12 protein-coding genes are annotated in these 18,773 nt (G+C 50.0%); 8 read left to right on the forward strand and 4 right to left on the reverse strand.

The features are described from left to right. Window positions 1–669: 669 nt before the first annotated feature. Window positions 670–2,037, reverse strand: a complete 1,368-nt coding sequence (locus ACO0LI_RS20795) for a FecR family protein (RefSeq protein ID WP_423034965.1) — start codon at window positions 2,035–2,037, stop codon at window positions 670–672. Between the two features lie 405 nt (window positions 2,038–2,442). Between ACO0LI_RS20795 and ACO0LI_RS20800 the strand changes: the two genes are divergently transcribed. The 5 genes from ACO0LI_RS20800 to ACO0LI_RS20820 all read left to right on the forward strand — a co-directional run bounded on the left by ACO0LI_RS20800 (window position 2,443) and on the right by ACO0LI_RS20820 (window position 9,060). Beyond that, window positions 2,443–4,332 (forward strand): CHASE2 domain-containing protein, encoded by a 1,890-nt coding sequence (locus ACO0LI_RS20800; RefSeq protein WP_423034967.1) that lies wholly within the window; start codon window positions 2,443–2,445, stop codon window positions 4,330–4,332. 5 nt (window positions 4,333–4,337) lie between these two features. Next, window positions 4,338–5,582 carry a tetratricopeptide repeat protein gene (locus ACO0LI_RS20805; RefSeq protein WP_423034969.1) on the forward strand — a complete coding sequence of 415 codons (1,245 nt, stop codon included), beginning with the start codon at window positions 4,338–4,340 and terminating at the stop codon, window positions 5,580–5,582. A gap of 116 nt (window positions 5,583–5,698) precedes the next feature. Continuing rightward, the gene (locus ACO0LI_RS20810) at window positions 5,699–6,508 is read left to right on the forward strand and encodes a Crp/Fnr family transcriptional regulator (RefSeq protein WP_422951914.1); all 810 of its coding nucleotides are present in this window, start codon (window positions 5,699–5,701) and stop codon (window positions 6,506–6,508) included. Between the two features lie 38 nt (window positions 6,509–6,546). Continuing rightward, entirely contained in the window at window positions 6,547–8,070 is a 1,524-nt protein-coding gene (locus ACO0LI_RS20815) for an MBOAT family O-acyltransferase (RefSeq protein ID WP_423034971.1), read from the forward strand. Window positions 8,071–8,082: 12 nt separating this feature from the next. Further along, a complete protein-coding gene (locus ACO0LI_RS20820; RefSeq protein WP_423034973.1) occupies window positions 8,083–9,060 on the forward strand; it encodes a hypothetical protein in 978 nt (325 codons plus the stop codon). Between the two features lie 34 nt (window positions 9,061–9,094). Here ACO0LI_RS20820 and ACO0LI_RS20825 read toward each other — a convergent pair whose 3' ends face one another. After that, window positions 9,095–12,454, reverse strand: coding sequence for a glycosyltransferase family 4 protein (locus ACO0LI_RS20825; protein WP_423034975.1), 3,360 nt, complete (start codon window positions 12,452–12,454; stop codon window positions 9,095–9,097). Between the two features lies 1 nt (window position 12,455). Next, window positions 12,456–13,745: a class I SAM-dependent methyltransferase gene (locus ACO0LI_RS20830; protein WP_423034977.1), complete on the reverse strand. Its 1,290-nt coding sequence runs from the start codon at window positions 13,743–13,745 to the stop codon at window positions 12,456–12,458. A 346-nt stretch (window positions 13,746–14,091) separates the two neighbouring features. On the opposite strand from ACO0LI_RS20830, the gene ACO0LI_RS20835 reads away from it, so the two are divergent. From ACO0LI_RS20835 to ACO0LI_RS20845, 3 genes are read left to right on the forward strand one after another with little or no spacing between them, the layout of a single operon-like run. After that, window positions 14,092–15,546 (forward strand): mannose-1-phosphate guanylyltransferase/mannose-6-phosphate isomerase, encoded by a 1,455-nt coding sequence (locus ACO0LI_RS20835; RefSeq protein WP_423034979.1) that lies wholly within the window; start codon window positions 14,092–14,094, stop codon window positions 15,544–15,546. 23 nt (window positions 15,547–15,569) lie between these two features. Beyond that, the gene (locus tag ACO0LI_RS20840) at window positions 15,570–16,364 is read left to right on the forward strand and encodes an ABC transporter permease (protein WP_422951920.1); all 795 of its coding nucleotides are present in this window, start codon (window positions 15,570–15,572) and stop codon (window positions 16,362–16,364) included. Beyond that, a complete protein-coding gene (locus ACO0LI_RS20845; protein WP_423034981.1) occupies window positions 16,361–17,605 on the forward strand; it encodes an ABC transporter ATP-binding protein in 1,245 nt (414 codons plus the stop codon). Before ACO0LI_RS20840 ends, ACO0LI_RS20845 begins: the two co-directional genes overlap by 4 nt. Before the next feature lie 39 nt (window positions 17,606–17,644). On the opposite strand, the gene ACO0LI_RS20850 is transcribed toward ACO0LI_RS20845, so the two are convergent. After that, complete coding sequence (locus tag ACO0LI_RS20850) at window positions 17,645–18,769, reverse strand: glycosyltransferase family 4 protein (RefSeq protein ID WP_423034983.1); 1,125 nt, start codon at window positions 18,767–18,769, stop codon at window positions 17,645–17,647. Window positions 18,770–18,773: the final 4 nt, after the last annotated feature.

The following is an 18,773-nucleotide window of genomic DNA, read 5'->3' on the forward strand; positions in this document are numbered from 1 at the left end:
ATTCTGCTTGTTTGGAGAAGCTGTCGGCGATTTGGTTCAGTGTGAAACCTTGAGCCATCCAGTAAGCCAGACCATTTGGGTCTGCTGGGCGGTTGAAGTATGCGATGTAAAGCTTTTGGATATCAGCAGCTGTATTAGCCATTTAAGAACTCCTAATTTAATTAATTTAAAAGATGCGAAGCTTGCTTTTTAGGCACTTACTCGCGTTACGGCATGCCGATAATCGCAGAAGCACCCAATCGAAGATGTGACTGAAATCACATTTTCAAAAAAAAGTAACACTTGACAACATTTGGCTTGTATTCCGAAATTTTTCATTTGCTCTGCAGAAACAGCTTTCAAATGAAAAGCCTAGATATGACTTTGCCAACCTACAATTATAAGGCTTGACTTGAAGTAAACCAAAATGAATATTTCGTTACATCAAATTACAAAACCATTTACATACTTCAGTATTAAAAATGATGCCAGAAAAGCCTGGCAATACACTGACCTGAACGACACTTTTAAGTTCAAAGCCTATATATAGGCATACATACACAGGCAAATACAGACAATATTATTTATGCACTTAATCGTGCCATAAAAATAAATAAGGGCTTCCGCAGAAGCCCTTATTTATTTAAGACTGGTTTGAACTAATTATTTAGCACAAGCTGGCACGACCATCTATTGCTTACCCCAATTCGTCACCCCGTACACCATGCGGGTGCCATCTTCATTTAACTTGGACTGGAATATATAAGCAGCAGTGCCGCCTTTTTCATTGGTCACCACACCTTGTACCGACATGTTGGCAGCAGGCACATATTGATTAGCACCATATAAGATACCCGTACTCGTCACAGAGCCCTCACCTTTCAGGGCGAATCTCTCACTACCAGAAACAACATCAAATCCTGTAGTGAAGGTCGCCTTGGCAAAATCCAGTTGCAATTTGGCATTTTCCAGCTTTGCCGCGGATTCCAGACTCTTGATATTATCGACGAGAACGGCTTGGCTATCTTTCAAGGCAAAGCCCATAGTGCCAGTGGTTGGTACTTGCCATTCAGTATTTTTGGCCTGGAAAATAGCAAAATACGCATTAGTACCGCGTGGCGAAGCCTCATTCTGATCTTGCTTGGTAATATCAAAATCAGCTTTCTTGCCAAAAAGCTCAAACCAGCGACCCCAGATAATGGTATTCGTCAGGGCAGCACCATTATTATTACCTGCACCAGTATTGTTAGGCGTCTTATTAGTATTCGAGGCCAATGTTTGCTTCACATTACCAACCTTGTTAGGGTCGAGATTAGGATCAGTTGCAGCAGGAGCGATCAAAGCAGCGCTACTATTATTAGTTGTAGTCTTGCTTGCAGGCTCATCTGCCCTTGGTGGGGCAATGGCATCTGGTGTCAAACCGGGAGCCGATTGCAATAATTGCGGCTTGTTCTGGCCTTTATTGATCTGCAACAAAACTCCTTGCTGACGGGCGAATAACTCGGCAGCAGCAACGCCTTCACATGGGCCGGCACCTTGTGGTGAGCAAGAACCGCCAAAACCACTGACAACTATGCCACCGTCAACCACGACTACCCGTGTTGTATCCTTGTCAGTAAAGACCGTAAAGTCAGTACCACGGACACCGATAGCAGCTACCGGCGTATTAAAACGGAAATTCTGCCTTGCCTGTTTCACGGCATTACCCGACACACTACGTGCCACGCCCGAGATCAATTCCAGCTTGACGCGGGTATTTGCAGGATTCTGTTGATCAATATGATAACTGACGATGCGCGCTTCACTATTCGGACGCACAATCAACAAGCCATCATCCATGGTTTTAAAATAAACGTAGCCATCAGCCCCGGTTTTAATACTGGAGCCTTCTGCAACGGCACTATCAATCATTGCCGGTTTACCATTTATCTCAACCTTACCCCAAACCTGGGACACCTTGACCGCGTCCTCTGCAAATGCCATCGCAGGAATCGCCAGCACAAATGCCAGCGTCCACCGGACCAGCTGGCTTAGAACATTCTGTGTTTTATTCTTCATATTTCATCCTCGCTTGCCATAACAACTGGCAAAGTCTTTCACACCAAGCGCACATTGCACCGGCTCGTACAGATTTACACCTGCACATATTTTCAGCATTATCCTCTGATATACAAAAAATATTGTGATGACGGTCACAATTTACAAATTCAGGCTACTATAACAGTTTTTTGCTAAGCCATTGAAATCAGAAGGTTTATTATGGACGGGCAAAGTAATACCGGATAGGCAAGTATTCTCGCCAGGATCGCCCCTTAATGTATTGCCGCTACGCAAAAAGATGTTCAAGTTTTAACACACTTCGTTTAATCCGGCTTATGATGCTGCCAAAATCATTTGATTGACATGAACATTCAGATCACCTCATTGCCCAGTGAATAATTCAACGGACCTTCTTACGCAATCATGAGGCCTGTATCTGAGTTTTTTTTGCGTATTTCTGCCAAATCCTACTTGTGGCTGCTGATCGCCATCATGGCCGTGGGCTTGTGCGCGCTGAATGAATATTTGCCAGAAAATGGCAGGCCGCTACCAGGTGATGAGTGGCTCAGGGATCAATTTGTGCAATTGCGCGCAAAAGACCGGGCAGAAGAGCGTCTGGCTTTGATCGATATTGACGACCACAGCATTTCCGTCCTGGGGGCAGCTCCCTGGCCCAGAGAACGCATTGCCGATCTGATAGAAAAACTCATTACTGAATTTGATGTGCGTGGCGTTGCCCTGGATATTTACTTTGAAGAACATAAAGACACAGTAGGAGACCAACGACTGGCCGCATTGGCTGAACATGGCCCGGTGGTACTGGCACAAGCCTTTGATTTTGACAAAAACAAACAGACACCGGCGCGCAATGGCCAGTTAACGGGTGGCAAATCAATTGCGGCTTTTAGCCAGCCTGAGCTTGCCAGTATGGCACGGGCTACCGGCTATATTGCCAATCACTCTGGCCTTAGCAAAGCGCGCTATGTCAGTAATATTGGATTTGTACCTGATCTTGACGGAACTTTAAGGCGGATTCCGGTTCAGACTCGCTTCGAAGGAAAAGTTTATTCAGAATTGTCGCGTGCTTTGCTCGAATGTTGCTCCAAATTGAACGCGAATCAGTTGTTTGCGCATAAGAGCCGATTTTCAGATGTAGATGAAAATGGATTTTCGCGCGTTGAATACAGCCGGACATTGTCTTCTTATGAAGTCGTACCTGCGTTGAGTGTCTTGCAAGATACTGTCCCGCTTGAGGCTTTGCGCGGCAAATATATCATCATAGGCTCCTCCTCCCTGGCACTGGCAGACCGGGTACCGACTCCTTTATGGTATTCAACCAGTGGTTTTCTGGTACATGCCCAGGCACTGAGCACCATGCTTGATGAGCACGAAGGCCGGTCGTACGTGAAGTGGCCAGGACGTTTGATCGCTTTATTGTTTACAGTGCTGACGGCAGGGATGGCGATGTTCATGTTTCCGCGCTTTTCTGCATGGACAAATACCCTGATGCTGGGCCTGGCCTCAGCGACCTGGGTAGCACTGGCTTATCTGGTGGTTGATCACGACATGTGGTTTTCCCCGGTAGGCCCTCTGGCAGCAAACTTTTTTTTATTGGCGGTTGCGGTGCCTTTTGGCTGGCAGACTGCGCAGCGCAAGTCGAGAAGATTATTGGGAACCCTGCAACAATATGTCGCCAAAGCAGTGGTGCAAGAATTATTACGCAGTGATTTGAAAGATCCCCTGGCACCAAGGCAGCTACATGTGACAACCCTGATTGCTGACATGGAGGGGTATACCAGCCAGGTAGAAAACTTGCCTATGGAAGGGGCGGCTAATCTGACAAGGGAATTTCTGGAATGCCTGACCGGCCCTGTGCTTGCCAAAGGTGGCACTCTGGATAAATATACCGGTGACGGCCTGGTAGCATTTTGGGGGGCGCCGCTGCCTGTCGAAAACCATGCTGACCTGGCCCTGGATGCAGCGATAGAAATCGTCAGAAATGTCAGAAAATTGAGTGCCCAATACGAACAACAAGGGAGAAAAAAGATTAGAGTCAGAATCGGAATAGAAAGTGGCATTGCAATTGCAGGTGATTTTGGCAGTTCTTTCCGCAGTATCTACACTGCCGTTGGCGACAGTGTCAATACGGCCTCACGTCTGGAGGACGCGGCACGTCACTACCCGCACGACATCATCATCGGCAAAGGTACGGTTGAGGGATCGACCAGACATCAATTCCAGGCGCTGGGTGAGCGCCTGCTGAAAGGCAAGGAAAAACCAACTACCATCTACACGGTAGAGGTTACTGCATGAGAATGATGCAAAGAATAGCGCGTCAATTGCCATTGCCGATACTATTGCTGATTCTATTGCTGATCTTTGGCAATACAGTCGCAAAAGCCGACAATGAAGCTGAAAGCGAAACCCTGTATCTGGAAGCATTAAAGGCCATCAGCGAAAAACGCAATGATGATGCCAAAACCATGCTCAGCACCCTGATAGAGAAAAAGCCCCTGCATGCCGGTGCCTGGCTGGATTTGGCGATGCTGCAATGCAAATTGGGCAACAAAGAAGAAGCCGATAAAGTATTGCTTAAAATGCGGCAAAACCTGCCTTTATCAGAAGAGCAATTGTATAAACTGGAATTATGGCAACCCAAGAGCTGCATTCCTGCCGCGCCAGAAAGGCGCATCGCGATTGCTATAGAGGCTGGATATGATACCAATGTGAATCAAGGTGCCAGCAATCCTTTTTTCACTTTCGGTAGCGGCACTGAGCAAATTACCTTGCAGCTTTTACCCGAGTATCAGCCCAAAGCAGACCGGTTTGCCAGTTTGTCTGGCAATATATCCCAGGAAATCAACAATAACGGCACGATAGGTTTTGCCCAGGCACGTCTGCGCAGTTATGACAGTCTGAGCGCCTACAATACACTGGCACTTGCCCTTGGCGTGGAAAAACCATGGAAATGGCGGGATTACGGCATCAGGGGCACTGCCCTGGTCAGCGCACTCAGCCTCGGTGGTACGCTGTATCAAAAGCAAGAGATTGTACAATTACGTTTGTCGCCAGCAGTCAGCCAAGGCAGCCCTTGGCGTTTCAGCACCGTGGCGGGGTTCACCAATGTACAGTACCCGACTTTGGGGAATTTCGATGCCCACACCTGGGAATTACGCGGCCTGTTATCCTATGAAACCCAGAAATACCAGCTGCAAGCTGGTTTGGCAGCAATGGCCGACCGGGCTCATGCAGACAGACAGGGCGGTCACAGGACTGGCTACTATGGAAATTTGAATCTGAGACGACAATTGACACAGCAAAGCGAGCTGGAATTAGGCTGGAGCAAACAAATATGGCAAAGTGCTGAAATTTACTCGCCCAACCTGATAGATGTAGCAAGGCGACAAGATCTACAGCTTGTAAAAGCGGGGTTGAATTGGTATTTCACGGACAAACAGTCGCTGCAACTGGAATTCCGTGCGATAAATAACAAGGAAAATATCTCCATCCTTCAATACAATAGCAAGTCGGTACAATTGAGCTGGCAATGGCAGAATTTTTAAAATTTGAATTTTCATGCCAGCATCACCATTTGTCATCTATGAATCAGGAAATATTGAAAACGAATGAAGGGCCATCACGATTGCAAGTCATGGGTTCTTTACAATCGGATTGACCAATGACGGTATCAAATAACGAAGTCGCTGTTATTCACAACAAGGCACCGGCCGGGGAGTCGCAAGCACCCCTGCCTGGGCAACTGCAATTAAATATTCCCATACAGACCAAAGTGCAGGTCAAGGTCAACCAGATCACGGTCAACTTGCGCAACATCCCCTTGCTGATGGGCTTGAGCGATGAAGACATGAACAAGGTCAAGGGTGACATGCGCGTACGTCACTTCAATAAACGGGATGTGGTATTGCAAAAAGGTGGCATCGGTGACAGCCTTTTATTTTTGCTCTCAGGGCAATTGCAAGTCGTCGATGTGACTGAAGATGGCCGCGCTATTGGTCTGCGCATGCTCAAGGAAGGTGATTTCTTTGGTGAGATCGCGATCATTAATGGCACGCCACGCTCAGCCTCGGTAGTTGCTTTGAGCAACGTGCTGGTCGGCTTTTTGCCTAGCGCCACCGCACTGCATTTGTTTTCACACTCGCCAGCCATGGCAAACATGATGTTGCGCCATCTGGCCGAAAAAATCCAACGCGATTCTGAATTCCGTGCTTTGCTCAGCATAGGCAATACCTCACGCCGCATCTATGCCTTCATCGCCCTGTTCAAAAAGATCATGCCTGGCAATCTCGAAGTTATAGAAAACCTGCCCACCCATCAGGACATCGCCATGATGATCAACACCAGCCGCGAAACAGTCACCCGCGCGCTCCTGCATCTGGCTCAGCAAGGCATAGTAGAAAAAGACTTGCATCGCCTGATTATCCGCAAACCCGACGAATTGCAGAAACTGGCGCTGGGCGCTACTGCGTGAACGCTTCACCGGCATCACCCCACGCCTGACTGCACGCCATGTTATTTAATTCCTTTGCATTCCTGTTCCTCTTCCTGCCCCTTACACTGGCGATATGGATGCTATGCAAACGTCAATGGGGATTAAGGCCCGCACTGGGATGGCTGGTGCTGACTTCTTTGGTATTTTACGCAGTCTGGGATGTACGCTATCTGGCGGTGCTTCTAGGCTCTATTAGCATCAATTTCTGGCTCGGTGGCCGTATCCTGAACGCCAGACAGCAAGCGCTGGATCTGCATGCGGCAAGATGGATGAAGGCAGGCATCGCTTTTAACCTGCTGGTATTAGGCGGTTTCAAATACACCTATTTCTTGCTCGCCAATCTGTTTGCGGCATTTCATGCGGTACCACCGATAGACCCCATCGTCCTGCCACTGGCGATCTCGTTTGTCACCTTCCAGAAAATCGCCTATCTGGTTGATTGCCGGCGCGGTGACGTGCACAGGCATAATGCACTCGACTACCTGTTTTTTGTTTCTTTTTTCCCGCAACTGATCGCCGGACCTATCGTCCATCACAAGCCCCTGATTGCGCAAACCAGGGCGGATGACAATCCACTGTTCAGACAAAAAGAAGCGCTCATCATCGGCGCCAGTTTTTTGGCATTGGGCCTGTTCAAAAAAACCATATTGGCCGACAGCATGGCTCGCTATGCCAGCCCGGTTTTTGAACTGGCCAGGCAGACAACACCGGGCGGCGAAGCGGCATGGCAAGCCATGCTGGCGTATACCCTGCAATTGTATTTTGATTTCTCTGCGTATTCCGACATGGCGATAGGTCTGGCGCTGATGTTTGGCTTCAAGCTGCCTGTTAATTTTTTCTCGCCTTATAAAGCCACTTCCATCATCGATTTCTGGCGGCGCTGGCATATGACACTGTCCAGTTTTTTACGCGATTATCTGTACATTCCCCTGGGTGGAAATCGCCACGGCCAATTCATGCGTTATCGCAATCTGTGGCTGACGATGCTGCTGGCAGGTGTATGGCATGGTGCAGGCTGGAACTTTTTTTTGTGGGGTGCCTTGCATGGCAGCATGCTGCTCATTAATCACTTCTGGCATCATGTACTGGAAGGTAGTTCAGCCTTGCGCAAACTCTGGGGCAAGTTACCTAAGTTCGTTTCCATCTTCATGACCTTCGTCCTGGTCGCCTTCGCCTGGGTATTGTTTCGTGCACCCGATATGGCAAGCGCAGCGCACATGTATGCGGCGCTGTTGCAACCGGCTTCAGGCACACATCTGCCCGCCCTGCCCTGGCAAAATCTCGCCCAAGTCGTTGAAGGTTTGTTAAGCACAACACCAGATGTCGGTTGGTTGTGGATAGGTATAGGCATGGCTGTCGTCTGGCTTTTGCCAAACACCACGGAATTACTGAATTACGATCCCAGCCCGAATATCACCATCACGCCACTCAACGAAAAAAGACAAATCGCTTTGGGCATCATTGCAGGCATCTGTTTGTGGTTTGCACTGAAATGGATGGCCGTCCGGCCAGCTACAGAATTTTTGTATTTTAATTTTTAGGCGAGCGAGGATATGAAAAAATTCTTGCTCGCTGTGACTGGCAGTTTCCTGGCTCTTAGCCTCTTATGGGTAGTCGGCATCAAATATCAGTTGGGCTCGCCGACCGCCAGTTCACGCTGGGTCTATGATGCTTATCAACATAAAATCCACGCAGCACAAGAAATCAAAACGCCACGTGTATTGATCGTGGCAGGTTCAAACGCCATGTTTGGCATAGATTCAGGCATGCTGGAAAATTACTGGCACAAGCCTGTCATCAATCTTGCAGTGAATGCCGGGCTGGGCCTACCTTATATACTGGATGTATCGCGTCGTGTTGCTCACCCTGGTGACACCATACTCATGCCTATGGAATATGCGCTTTACCTTGATGAGGGCAAAGCCAATTCACAGATTATCGACTATGTCATGGCCAGGGATCTGGATTACTGGCGCAGCCTGTCGCGCATTACTCAACTGCAGTATGCAGCAGGTTTGGGAGCAGACCGCTGGCTGCATGGTCTGCGGCATTTGCCAGATGGCCCGGTCACCAGCGGTACTTACGGTGCCCATCATCTCGATACCAGAGGTGATCAGACCCACACCAGCGCAGCAGAACGCAGCCCCGGCGATATTGCCGCTGTCAAAGCGACCAAGGCCTGGGATTACGCGCACAGGGCAGCCACAGAAACTGGCGGCTGGAAGCTCATGGAAAATTATGCGCAATGGGCAAAGGCAAATAACATCTGCCTGATCGCCATGCCCACGGTACTTTTGCATCATGCCAAATACGATACGAATGCAGAAGACCAGGCCTTTTACGTCGGACTGCCAGAACGCATGAATAAGCTGGGCGTAGAATATCTGGGAAAGCCAAAAGACTTCATGTATCCGGAGAGCTGGTTCTTTGATACTGACCACCACCTGCAAGACTGGGCCAGGCAAAAGCATACTGCAAAGCTGATCGCTTTACTGCAAACACGTTCTCAGGCAGCTTGCGGCCGACCATAAAAAACGGCGGAATATATCCGCCGTTTTCGTGTTCTCAGATGCGACCGATATCAATATCCAGTGCATTCGCAATACCATCAATCGTATTCAACAAGCGTTGCGATAAAGCTGGCCATTGTCTGGTGGCAGTCCAGGCTTTAGCCTGTATTGCTTTCTCTTTCAGCCTTTGTCCATCGTGCAAAATGGCAGTGATGCCTTCAGCAATGTCTGCAGGTTCAGTACCTGGCAATACATGCACCGCATCTTTGACATCATCAAAAATCGACAAAGGCGTCACTGCCACCGGGCGGCCAGAAGCCAGCCCCATACGTACTGCAGCGCTCGAAGATTCTTGCGTTTGCTGATATGGATAAACAATCAGGTCTGCCTGTTGCAGCCATGATTGACTGATTTCATCCGTCAGGTAATCTGACAGAAAAGTCACATGCGCATCCAGGCCTGCTTCAAAAATCAAATGACGACATTGATGATATTCATTGTCGGACAATCCTGATGGATAGAGTGAATTCACCAGCAACAAATGATAATTCCCACCCTGCCCGCGCAATTTTATGAATGCCTTGATCAAGGCCTGCACACCTTTGTGCGGCAGCAAGAATCCATAAGCAGCAATCACGGTCTTGCCAGCCAAACGTGTAGTATCCACCCTGGTTGCAGCATGCTCTAGCGTCGGCATCAGACCCTGTGGGAAAAATACCAGATTATCGGCAACACCCAGTCCCTTGAGACGGTTCATGTCATCCAGACCATGCACGAAGATACGCTTAGCCAGCTTCAATTCAGCAGCGATTGTTGAAAGGCTGATCAGCCCATCTTCTCTTTGCACGTCGGCTGTCGAATGAAAGAATAAATGGATAGCCTTGCCATCTTCCTTGACACGCCTGATCAGGCGCGCCATGGCGGCCAGTGAAAAGAAACCGAAATTGTATTGAATAACAATCACATCGAGTTTCTGCTCCTGGATCATCAGCCAGGTATGTTCCAGGTCCTCGTCCATGTTGGCATCCCAGCTACGGATGACATTCTCTGCATCACGCGCCGTTCTTTCGGGAATATGGCTGCTCAGATAAACCACCCTGTCCTGCGGCATGCCAGCAGTCAGGAAAGATGAATACGAAGCGATACCACAACGCGCATTCCAGCTACTGATCCAGCCTATGCGTGGCTCTTTGCGTAACAGCGGCTGCTGTTCAAGTGCGGCAATCGCCTGGCGGGTTCTGCCGGCGACATCTGACCACGCATAGTGTGTCGATATAAACGCATGCGCTGCCGCCGTTTTGCTGGCAATGATATCTGCAGGGCTGGCATGTACTTCACGCATCAACGCCGCCAGATAATTGACATCAGGGTCAGCCCAGGCTGAATGCGTGGAACTGAAATGAGAAGTCGATTTGGCGTATTGATAATCACAGAGCCAGACCCTGCTGTCGTCGCAGAAATCCATTTGCCCGCTCCATGCAGTAGCAATCACTGGCAGTTTCAGCCACATGGCTTCTGCAATAGGCAAGCCATAACCTTCGCCACGGCTGGGGGCAACCAGCACATCACATGCCTCATACAGACCACGCATTTGCGCCTGGCTGTAATCATCCATGATGATCAGCACATGCGGGAAATCCGGGTCAGCGGCCTGCAGCGCCGCCAATTGTTCAGCCACATCATTATGCGGATTGGGGAAAGTCTTAATGACCAGGCTGACATCATCACTTGCCCTGAAAGACTGTCCATAGGCAAGCAACAAAGCATCCGGCCCCTTGCGCGGGAAGCAGGATGAAACATGCAGGAAACAATAAGTCTTGAGGCTATCCAACACAGCATGCGGTACCGGCAACGCGGCAACGCGCATGACATGATCAACCCCATTGCCAACAGCAGCAATCGGCACGCGCACGCCATTGTCACGCAAGACCGTACCGACAAAGCGCGACACTACCAAAATCAAATCCAGCTTGCGGTTGAATTCATTGACAAACTCTTGCGGAAAACCCGTCTCTTCCCAGCCATAAGAATTCACCACCCTGACAAGTGCCTGCATATCATCCAGTGTCGGCGGATAGCAGTTGCGCAAGGCAAGGTCGGGCATATTTACTGCCTGTTGCGATACGGTTTGCAATTCCGCGATATCGGGATTAGCTGCAAGGAAATCTGCCGAAGCGACGAAATCACCATAACCTTCCCGGCTGCGCAAACCCAGTTGCACAGCCTCGTCCTTTTGAGATGCCAAGGCACGCGCCAGTTCACGGTTAACGATAGCCAAACTATAAGTAGAATCGAAGGGCCCCTCTATCTGCCACAGAGGTTTTTGCTGCTCATTTGCAGCTATTGCAGTTTGAGGAATTTTTGCGCCTAGCTTTTGCAAGAAGTGCTGCAAATCTGCCTGAATCTTTTGACGCGAAAAACGCTGAATATTTTGTCGCTGACCGGCAATAATGCGGCGGCGCAAAGCAGGTTCCGTCAACAGCATATGCACATGCGCGGCACAAGTGGCAGGGGTCACGTCAGCATCCAGCAAGATGCCTGCACCACCCATGGTAGAAGTGACGCCTTCAGTAGCACGCGCAATCACTGGCACATCATGCAGCATGGATTCAATCAAAGGCATGCCAAAGCCTTCATGCTCGCTGAGGCTGACATAGGCGTCAGCGTTGCGGTACAGGGCCAGCAAATCTTCATCAGGGATTTTGCCTGTCATCAACACCTGCGCATCCAGCTTCAATTCAGCGATGCGGGCGTGTACTTCCTGCTCATACGGCATGCTGGTGACACCACCCGCCAATATCAGGCGCACTGGCTGGCGCGAGAAGTGGCGCAATTCATCGAGCATGTCCAGCAATTGCAACTGGTGTTTATGCTCGCACAGGCGGCCAACGAACAGGATATTGTGCGCGTCACGCAAGCTGTTCATCAGCGCCGTGTTATAGCTGTGATGCTGCCAGCGCGTCACATCGACCAGTAAGGGAATCGTCGTCACATCGGTATGACCAGCGGCACGCAACTCTGCACTGTTCAAATCAGAGTCACCAATCGCAGCCTGAAAATCCTGCGCCCACAAGGCCAGTTGCTGCCTGCCCAGGATGCTTAATTCTGGCAGACCATTGTCAGGTAAAAACTGCGGCGGCGTGATGTTGTGATACACCAGTACTTTGCGCGCCTTGATGTCTTTGAACCACGCGCAATTCTCATAGCCCAGGCTGTGATGCACCAGCAAAATGTCATCTTCTGCAAGCTGCAATTCACTATAGTGCTGCACTTCATCACGCACTTCATCCTGCACCAGATCGCAATAAATGCCAGAAGTAAAACCCATCTCGCGCAATAGCTTGCGGGTAAAAAACATGCCATTGCTGACGCCGTCACCTCTTCCGCAGGAAGGGCTGAATTGATGTATCTGCATCTTATTTACGACCTATGACTGCATAATCCTGGGCACCGAATAATTCCTTATTGAGCAGTGCTTCAACCTCGGTACCTCCGTGCAGCAAGTGATCATCAGGGTAAGGATGCAAACGCAAAATTTCTGCATGACTAAAGCCACGCTGCCGCGCCATGAATTCAGCCACCTGTGGCACGATAGGATGCAAATGGGTAGGATCAAAATAAAAATTGCAGGCACCCACCTTGAGGTTTTCCGGATTCGGCGTTTCAAAAATAATGACACCGCCTGGGCATAGTGCATGGCGTGCTGCATCAAACAGTGCAATCAATTGCTCGAACGGTAGATGCTCTATGATCTGGAAACCGGTCACTGCCCCTATGCTGCCTGCAGGCTGTTCGCGCAAATAGGCAATGGCGTCGGCATGACGGCACAAAAAGCCCTGATCAAGACAGGCGTTGACCATGGAGATATTCATATCCACACCCATGGCAGGTATGCCCTGCTCATCGAGCAACTCCAGCCATTCACCACGGCCACAACCAACGTCGATGACGAGCTTACGTTCGTCTTTTGCCTGTTCACTGATATGCGCCAGATACGGCAAATACACTTTCAAGCGCTCCTTGATATCAGCGCGTGAACCGCGGAACAAGGCTTCAAATTCCAGATAGAACTGATCCTGGTCAAAGTCGCTGGCAACTTTGACTACAGGCTGGATAGTGCTTGCGGTGGCCGTCTGACCCGCTGGCTCTACCGTCGCGACAACATTTTGCTGGATCTGCTTAGTCCCATTTTGCAAACCCGCACGCATCATCAGATTCATGGAACGCAATTGACGGCCTATATGCAGGCGGTCCAGCTCCATTAACCTGTTGCCGATATCAAGCGCATCGTATTTTTCCAGCCGTATGGCGAGTTTTTGCTCTTCCATGCGCAGGATTTTTTGCTCCTGGCTACGCAATTGCAGTTGTAGGCCATCAATTTGCTTTTGTAAATTTGTCAGCGCAACTTCGGTCTGGAAACGGGTACGCGGCAAGCGCAGCAATGCCTGGCACCAGGCCAATGCGTAACCCAGACCTGGTATGGAGCGCAATTTCTGGCGCAAGCCTTGCGGCGGCGCTGATACTTCAGCATTTTGTTGTGCAATATCTTGCTGATTCAACATGATTTCCCTTGCATCATCCTGCACTGCCCCCATCTCATTTGAAGGAATATTGACGGGTGTTGAATGCTTTCTGCTTTTCAATATCAAACTGGTCTTGTCAGCCAGTAGCTGTGCTTCGCATTCAGATTTGTTCTGTGTTGCCATATTCACCATATAATCCGGATGTTTTATTCATAATTGGCGGCAAAGGATTCGTGTTTAGACCGCTAAAAGGCTAGAAAAAGGGGTAGAAGTATAAATGATGATGTAAACTGCGACGAAATTATCAGCGTCTGCAAATTTCCAGATTATTTCAGCTTCAGACTTTTGCCGGGCTCTGGCTTACCCTTCAGGTCTTGCAAGTTTAGCCTATTCAGCAATTGCTCACATCTGACCAGCATAGCCTGAGCAAATTGCAGCTGATTGCACGCTTATTGCAATATATTAAATATTTTATAATGATTTGCCTCAGGACATAAACCCAAAGGCATAAAGATTACGAAAGTTATCCATGTTATTACAGCCTGTCATTCTCTCCGGGGGATCTGGAACCCGGCTATGGCCGCTATCGCGTGAAAAGCATCCCAAGCAATTGCTCGCCCTGATAGGCGAAGAAACCATGTTGCAGGCGACTGCAACACGCGTCAGGGACTTTTCTGGTGCCGTGGGCGTAGCCGAAAGAATGATCGTGGTCTGCAATGAAGAATACCGCTTCATCACGGCAGAACAATTGCGCGTCGCCGGTTTCAACAACTGCAGCCTGTTGCTAGAACCAACCGGCCGCAATACAGCCCCGGCATTAACACTGGCAGCCCTGGCAGCAGTGGCATCAGACAATGATGCAGTCTTGCTGGTGATGCCAGCTGACCATGTCATCAACGATAAACAGGGCTTTCACCAGGCCATACAAGACGGCCTGCAACAGGCCATCGATGGTGCCATGGTGACCTTTGGTATCGTGCCTGACCGTCCTGAAACCGGTTATGGCTATATACAGACCGGTGATGTACTGCAAGGTCAGGCCGTGCGCGAACTGCAAGCTTTTGTAGAGAAGCCGGTATTGGAAGTAGCCCAGCAATATCTGGATGGTGGCCGTCATTTATGGAATAGCGGCATTTTCATGATGCGTGCGACTACCTGGCTGAAAGCCATACAGCACTTCCATCCCGCCATGCATGAGGCCTGCAAACTGGCGATGGACAAAGCCAGCATCGATAGCGACTTTGTCCGCGTGGATAAAGAAGCCTTTCTGTCTTGCCCTTCTGACTCAATCGACTATGCCGTCATGGAAAAACTGGCCAAAGACCAGGATTTGCATATTCCCGGCTATGTCGTGCCTTTCAATGCAGGCTGGTCTGACGTAGGTGCCTGGGATGCGGTCTGGCAAGTGTCAGACAAGGATGAGAACGGCAACACTGCCCATGGCGACGTGCTGCTGGAAGATTCACGCAATTGCCTGGTGATTTCTGACAGCCGCCTGGTTGCCTGCCTGGGTCTGGAAGATGTCATCGTGGTTGAAACACCAGACGCGGTGCTGGTCACCAATAAAGCCAATACCCAGAACATCAAACGTGTCGTAACCCGCCTGAAAGATGAAAACTATACCCAGACCGATAACCATCGCAAGGTCTATCGCCCATGGGGACATTATGATTCTGTCGATAGTGGCGAACACTTCCAGGTCAAGCGCATCGTCGTCAAGCCGGGAGGCAGGCTGTCGATGCAAATGCATCATCACCGTGCTGAACACTGGATCGTGGTCAGTGGCACGGCGCTAGTGACGCGTGGCGACGACGTCATGACCCTGGTTGCCAATCAATCCACCTACATCCCGCTGGGCGTCAAGCACAGGCTGGAAAATCCCGGTGAAACCGATCTTGAACTGATAGAAGTGCAATCCGGTACTTACCTGGGTGAAGATGATATTGTCAGGTTTGATGATATCTATGGACGTGTTGCAGGCTGATACCTGCTAAGGAAAACCAAGCTTTGAAAGCTGTACTCATCTCTTTGTGGCACTACCGCCACTTTATCCTGTCGTCCATCAAGGCCGAGTTTGCCGGGCGCTTTGCGCGCAGCAAACTGGGTGCGCTGTGGATGATTTTGAATCCACTGGCGCAAGCTACCATCTTCGCCATCGTCTTGTCTGAAGTGCTGGTTACCAAGATACCGAATATCGAAAACAAATCGGCCTATGCGATTTACCTGATGGCAGGCATGTCAGCCTGGGGTTTGTTCGCTGAAATCATGACGCGTTGTACCACGGTGTTTATTGATTATTCCAACACCCTGAAAAAAATCGCCTTCCCCAGACTGTGCCTGCCCCTGATCGTCGGTGGTAGCGCCCTCATCAATCATTTGTTATTGCTGGCAGCGATCGCCGTAGTGTTTTTATTCTTTGGTCATATGCCGACAGCAGCATGGCTGGTACTGCCGCTGGGTATGTTGTTGATTATCCTGTTTGCCTTTGGCCTGGGCATCATACTCGGCTTGCTGAATGTATTTTCGCGTGATGTTGGTCAGGTCATGGGCATCGTCCTGCAACTGTGGTTCTGGTTCACACCTGTGGTCTATCTGATGGACAATATGCCGAAGCGCTTTATCGCGGTATTGAACCTGAACCCGATGACACCGCTGGTCAAGATCTACCAGAATGCGTTGCTATATGGCGCAGTACCAAACATGGCAGATTTGCTGGTTCCCGTGCTGATTTCAGCGGGCATGTTTATATTTTCTTTCTGGATTTTCCGCCGTGCCAGCGCAGATCTGGTGGATGCATTATGAGTCAAATTGTATTGAGTGTCTCTGGCGTTGGAAAATGCTATTCAAAATTCAGCGGCCTGCTGTCACGCCTGATGTACTGGGCTGGCCTGCCGGTGAAACCAGCGTATGAATACTGGGCCAACCGCGATATCAGTTTCAATGTACCTGCGGGTCAGGCTGTGGCCATCATAGGCCAGAACGGTGCTGGTAAAAGTACGCTGTTGAAAATGATTACCGGTACAGTGCGGCCAACAACGGGCAGCATCGCAGTCAGCGGCCGCATCAGCGCGATGCTGGAACTGGGTCTGGGTTTTAATCCAGAATTCTCTGGCAGGCAAAATGCCTATATGGCAGGCGGCCTGATGGGTCTCAGTGGTGAGCAGTTGGACCAACTCATGCCAGGCATAGAAAGCTTTGCTGAGATTGGTGCCTTTTTTGACCAGCCCTTGCGTGTGTATTCCAGCGGCATGCAGGCGCGCCTGGCTTTTGCTGTTGCCACGGCAGTGCGCCCGGATGTACTCATCGTCGATGAAATTCTGTCGGTAGGTGACAGCTATTTCCAGCACCGCAGTTTTGACCGCATACGTCAGTTCAAGGAACAGGGCACTTCCATCATCCTGGTCACCCATGGCATGGGTGATGTGCGCAGCTTGTGTGACCACGTCATCCTGATCGACAAGGGTTGCGTACTCAAGCAGGGTGCGGCAGATGAAGTGGTCGATTACTACAATGCGATGATCGCCCGCAAGGAAAACGAGAATTTCTCGGTAGAACAAAACCGCAATGAACAAGGCTGGCTGCAAACCCGTTCAGGCACAGGCATGGCGACAGTCAGCAAACTCACCCTGCGCGACCAGGACAGCGATCAGGTACTGGCCGCAGCGCATGTAGGGCAAAAGGTCAAGCTGGTGGCTGAAGTGCAATTGTGTGCCGACATCCCTGAACTTGTACTGGGCCTGATGTTGCGCGACAAGCAGGGCAGCGTCATCTGGGGTAGCAATACCTGGTATTCGCAGCAGGTACAAAACGATTTGCGCAAAGGTGACACGCTGGAATTTGTGCTGCCTTTTGAATGTCCTTTGGGGCCAGGTTCTTATTCTGTCACCACCGCATTGACCAAGGCAAAAACCCATCTTGATGAAAACTATGAGTGGTCAGATAATCTGCTGGTGTTTGACGTCATCAATGTGGATCACACTGAGTTCATCGGCAGCAACTGGTTGCGCGGGGAATTTGAGGTCAGGAAATTGACGGCAAGCTAGGCGAGCTCATTTGTGTCTTATTTGTGCCTTATTTGTTTCTTACTTGCGCTTATGCTCGTCTATGACTTGCTGGTAAAGGCGGGCATAATTGCTCGCCATCTTGTCTGCAGTAAATAAATCCAGATAACGCTGGCGCGCATTGATACCCATTTGTGCAGCCTCTTGCGGATGTGCCAGCAAATACTCCATAGCCTGCCTGAAAGCTGCCGGATCACTCGGCGGCACTACCATGCCAGTCTGTCCAGCGACATTGATGTAAGTCGTGCCAGTACCGATTTCACTCGAGATCATGGGCTTGCCATACATCGCACCTTCCAGCAATGAAATACCAAAAGCTTCCGAACGCAGATGCGAAGGAAATGCCAGCGCATAGCACAGGGTCAGCAAAGCGACCTTGTCAGGTTCAGGCAAGGCACCAAGGAAATGCACATTCTTCAATTGCAGGCTTTCTGCCTGGCGCTTGAGTTCGATTTCCTCTGGCCCATCACCAACGATGACGATAGGGATATCCGTCCCCGCTGCTGCTTCCAGCAGGATATGCAAACCCTTGTAGTAACGCAGCATGCCGACAAACAGGAAAAAGTTTTCCCCGACGATGGCACGCCATTTCGTCAGCAGCTCTGCAGAGGGAACTGGATAAATACTGTTATCCAGTCCATAGGTAATCACCTCGGTCTTGTCTTTATACAGTTCCAGCGTCGGGCTGGTGGCCAGGTAATTGGGCGACGTCGCCACGATGCGGTTTACATCGCGCAAGAACTGATGCTTGAGCGGCGAATACAGCTTCAGCAAATATTTTTGCCTGACGATATCCGAGTGATAAGTGACGACGCTGGGCTTTTTGATACGCCCCAGGAAATGGGCGATATCCATGAAAGGCCATGGGAAGTGATAGTGAACCACATCTGCCTGCTTTGCCAGTTCGACAAAGCGCGACAATGCCGACCAGGAGAAACCGGTAGAAGCAATTTCAAAATTCAAATGGGCGCGGTGTACCTTGTGCCCTTCAAATTCTATCAAGGGGCGGTCTGCATCGCGTGTCAAAGTCAGCACTTCATTTTCCACACCCAGACGTGTCGTACCCACAGCCATCTGGCGTATGACTTGCTCAACGCCACCGAAGGTGTCGGGGTAATAGGTGCGGTAGAAGTGCAGGACTTTCATGGCG

The organism is Undibacterium sp. Tian12W (genome assembly GCF_049339405.1).
GTDB lineage: Bacteria > Pseudomonadota > Gammaproteobacteria > Burkholderiales > Burkholderiaceae_D > Undibacterium.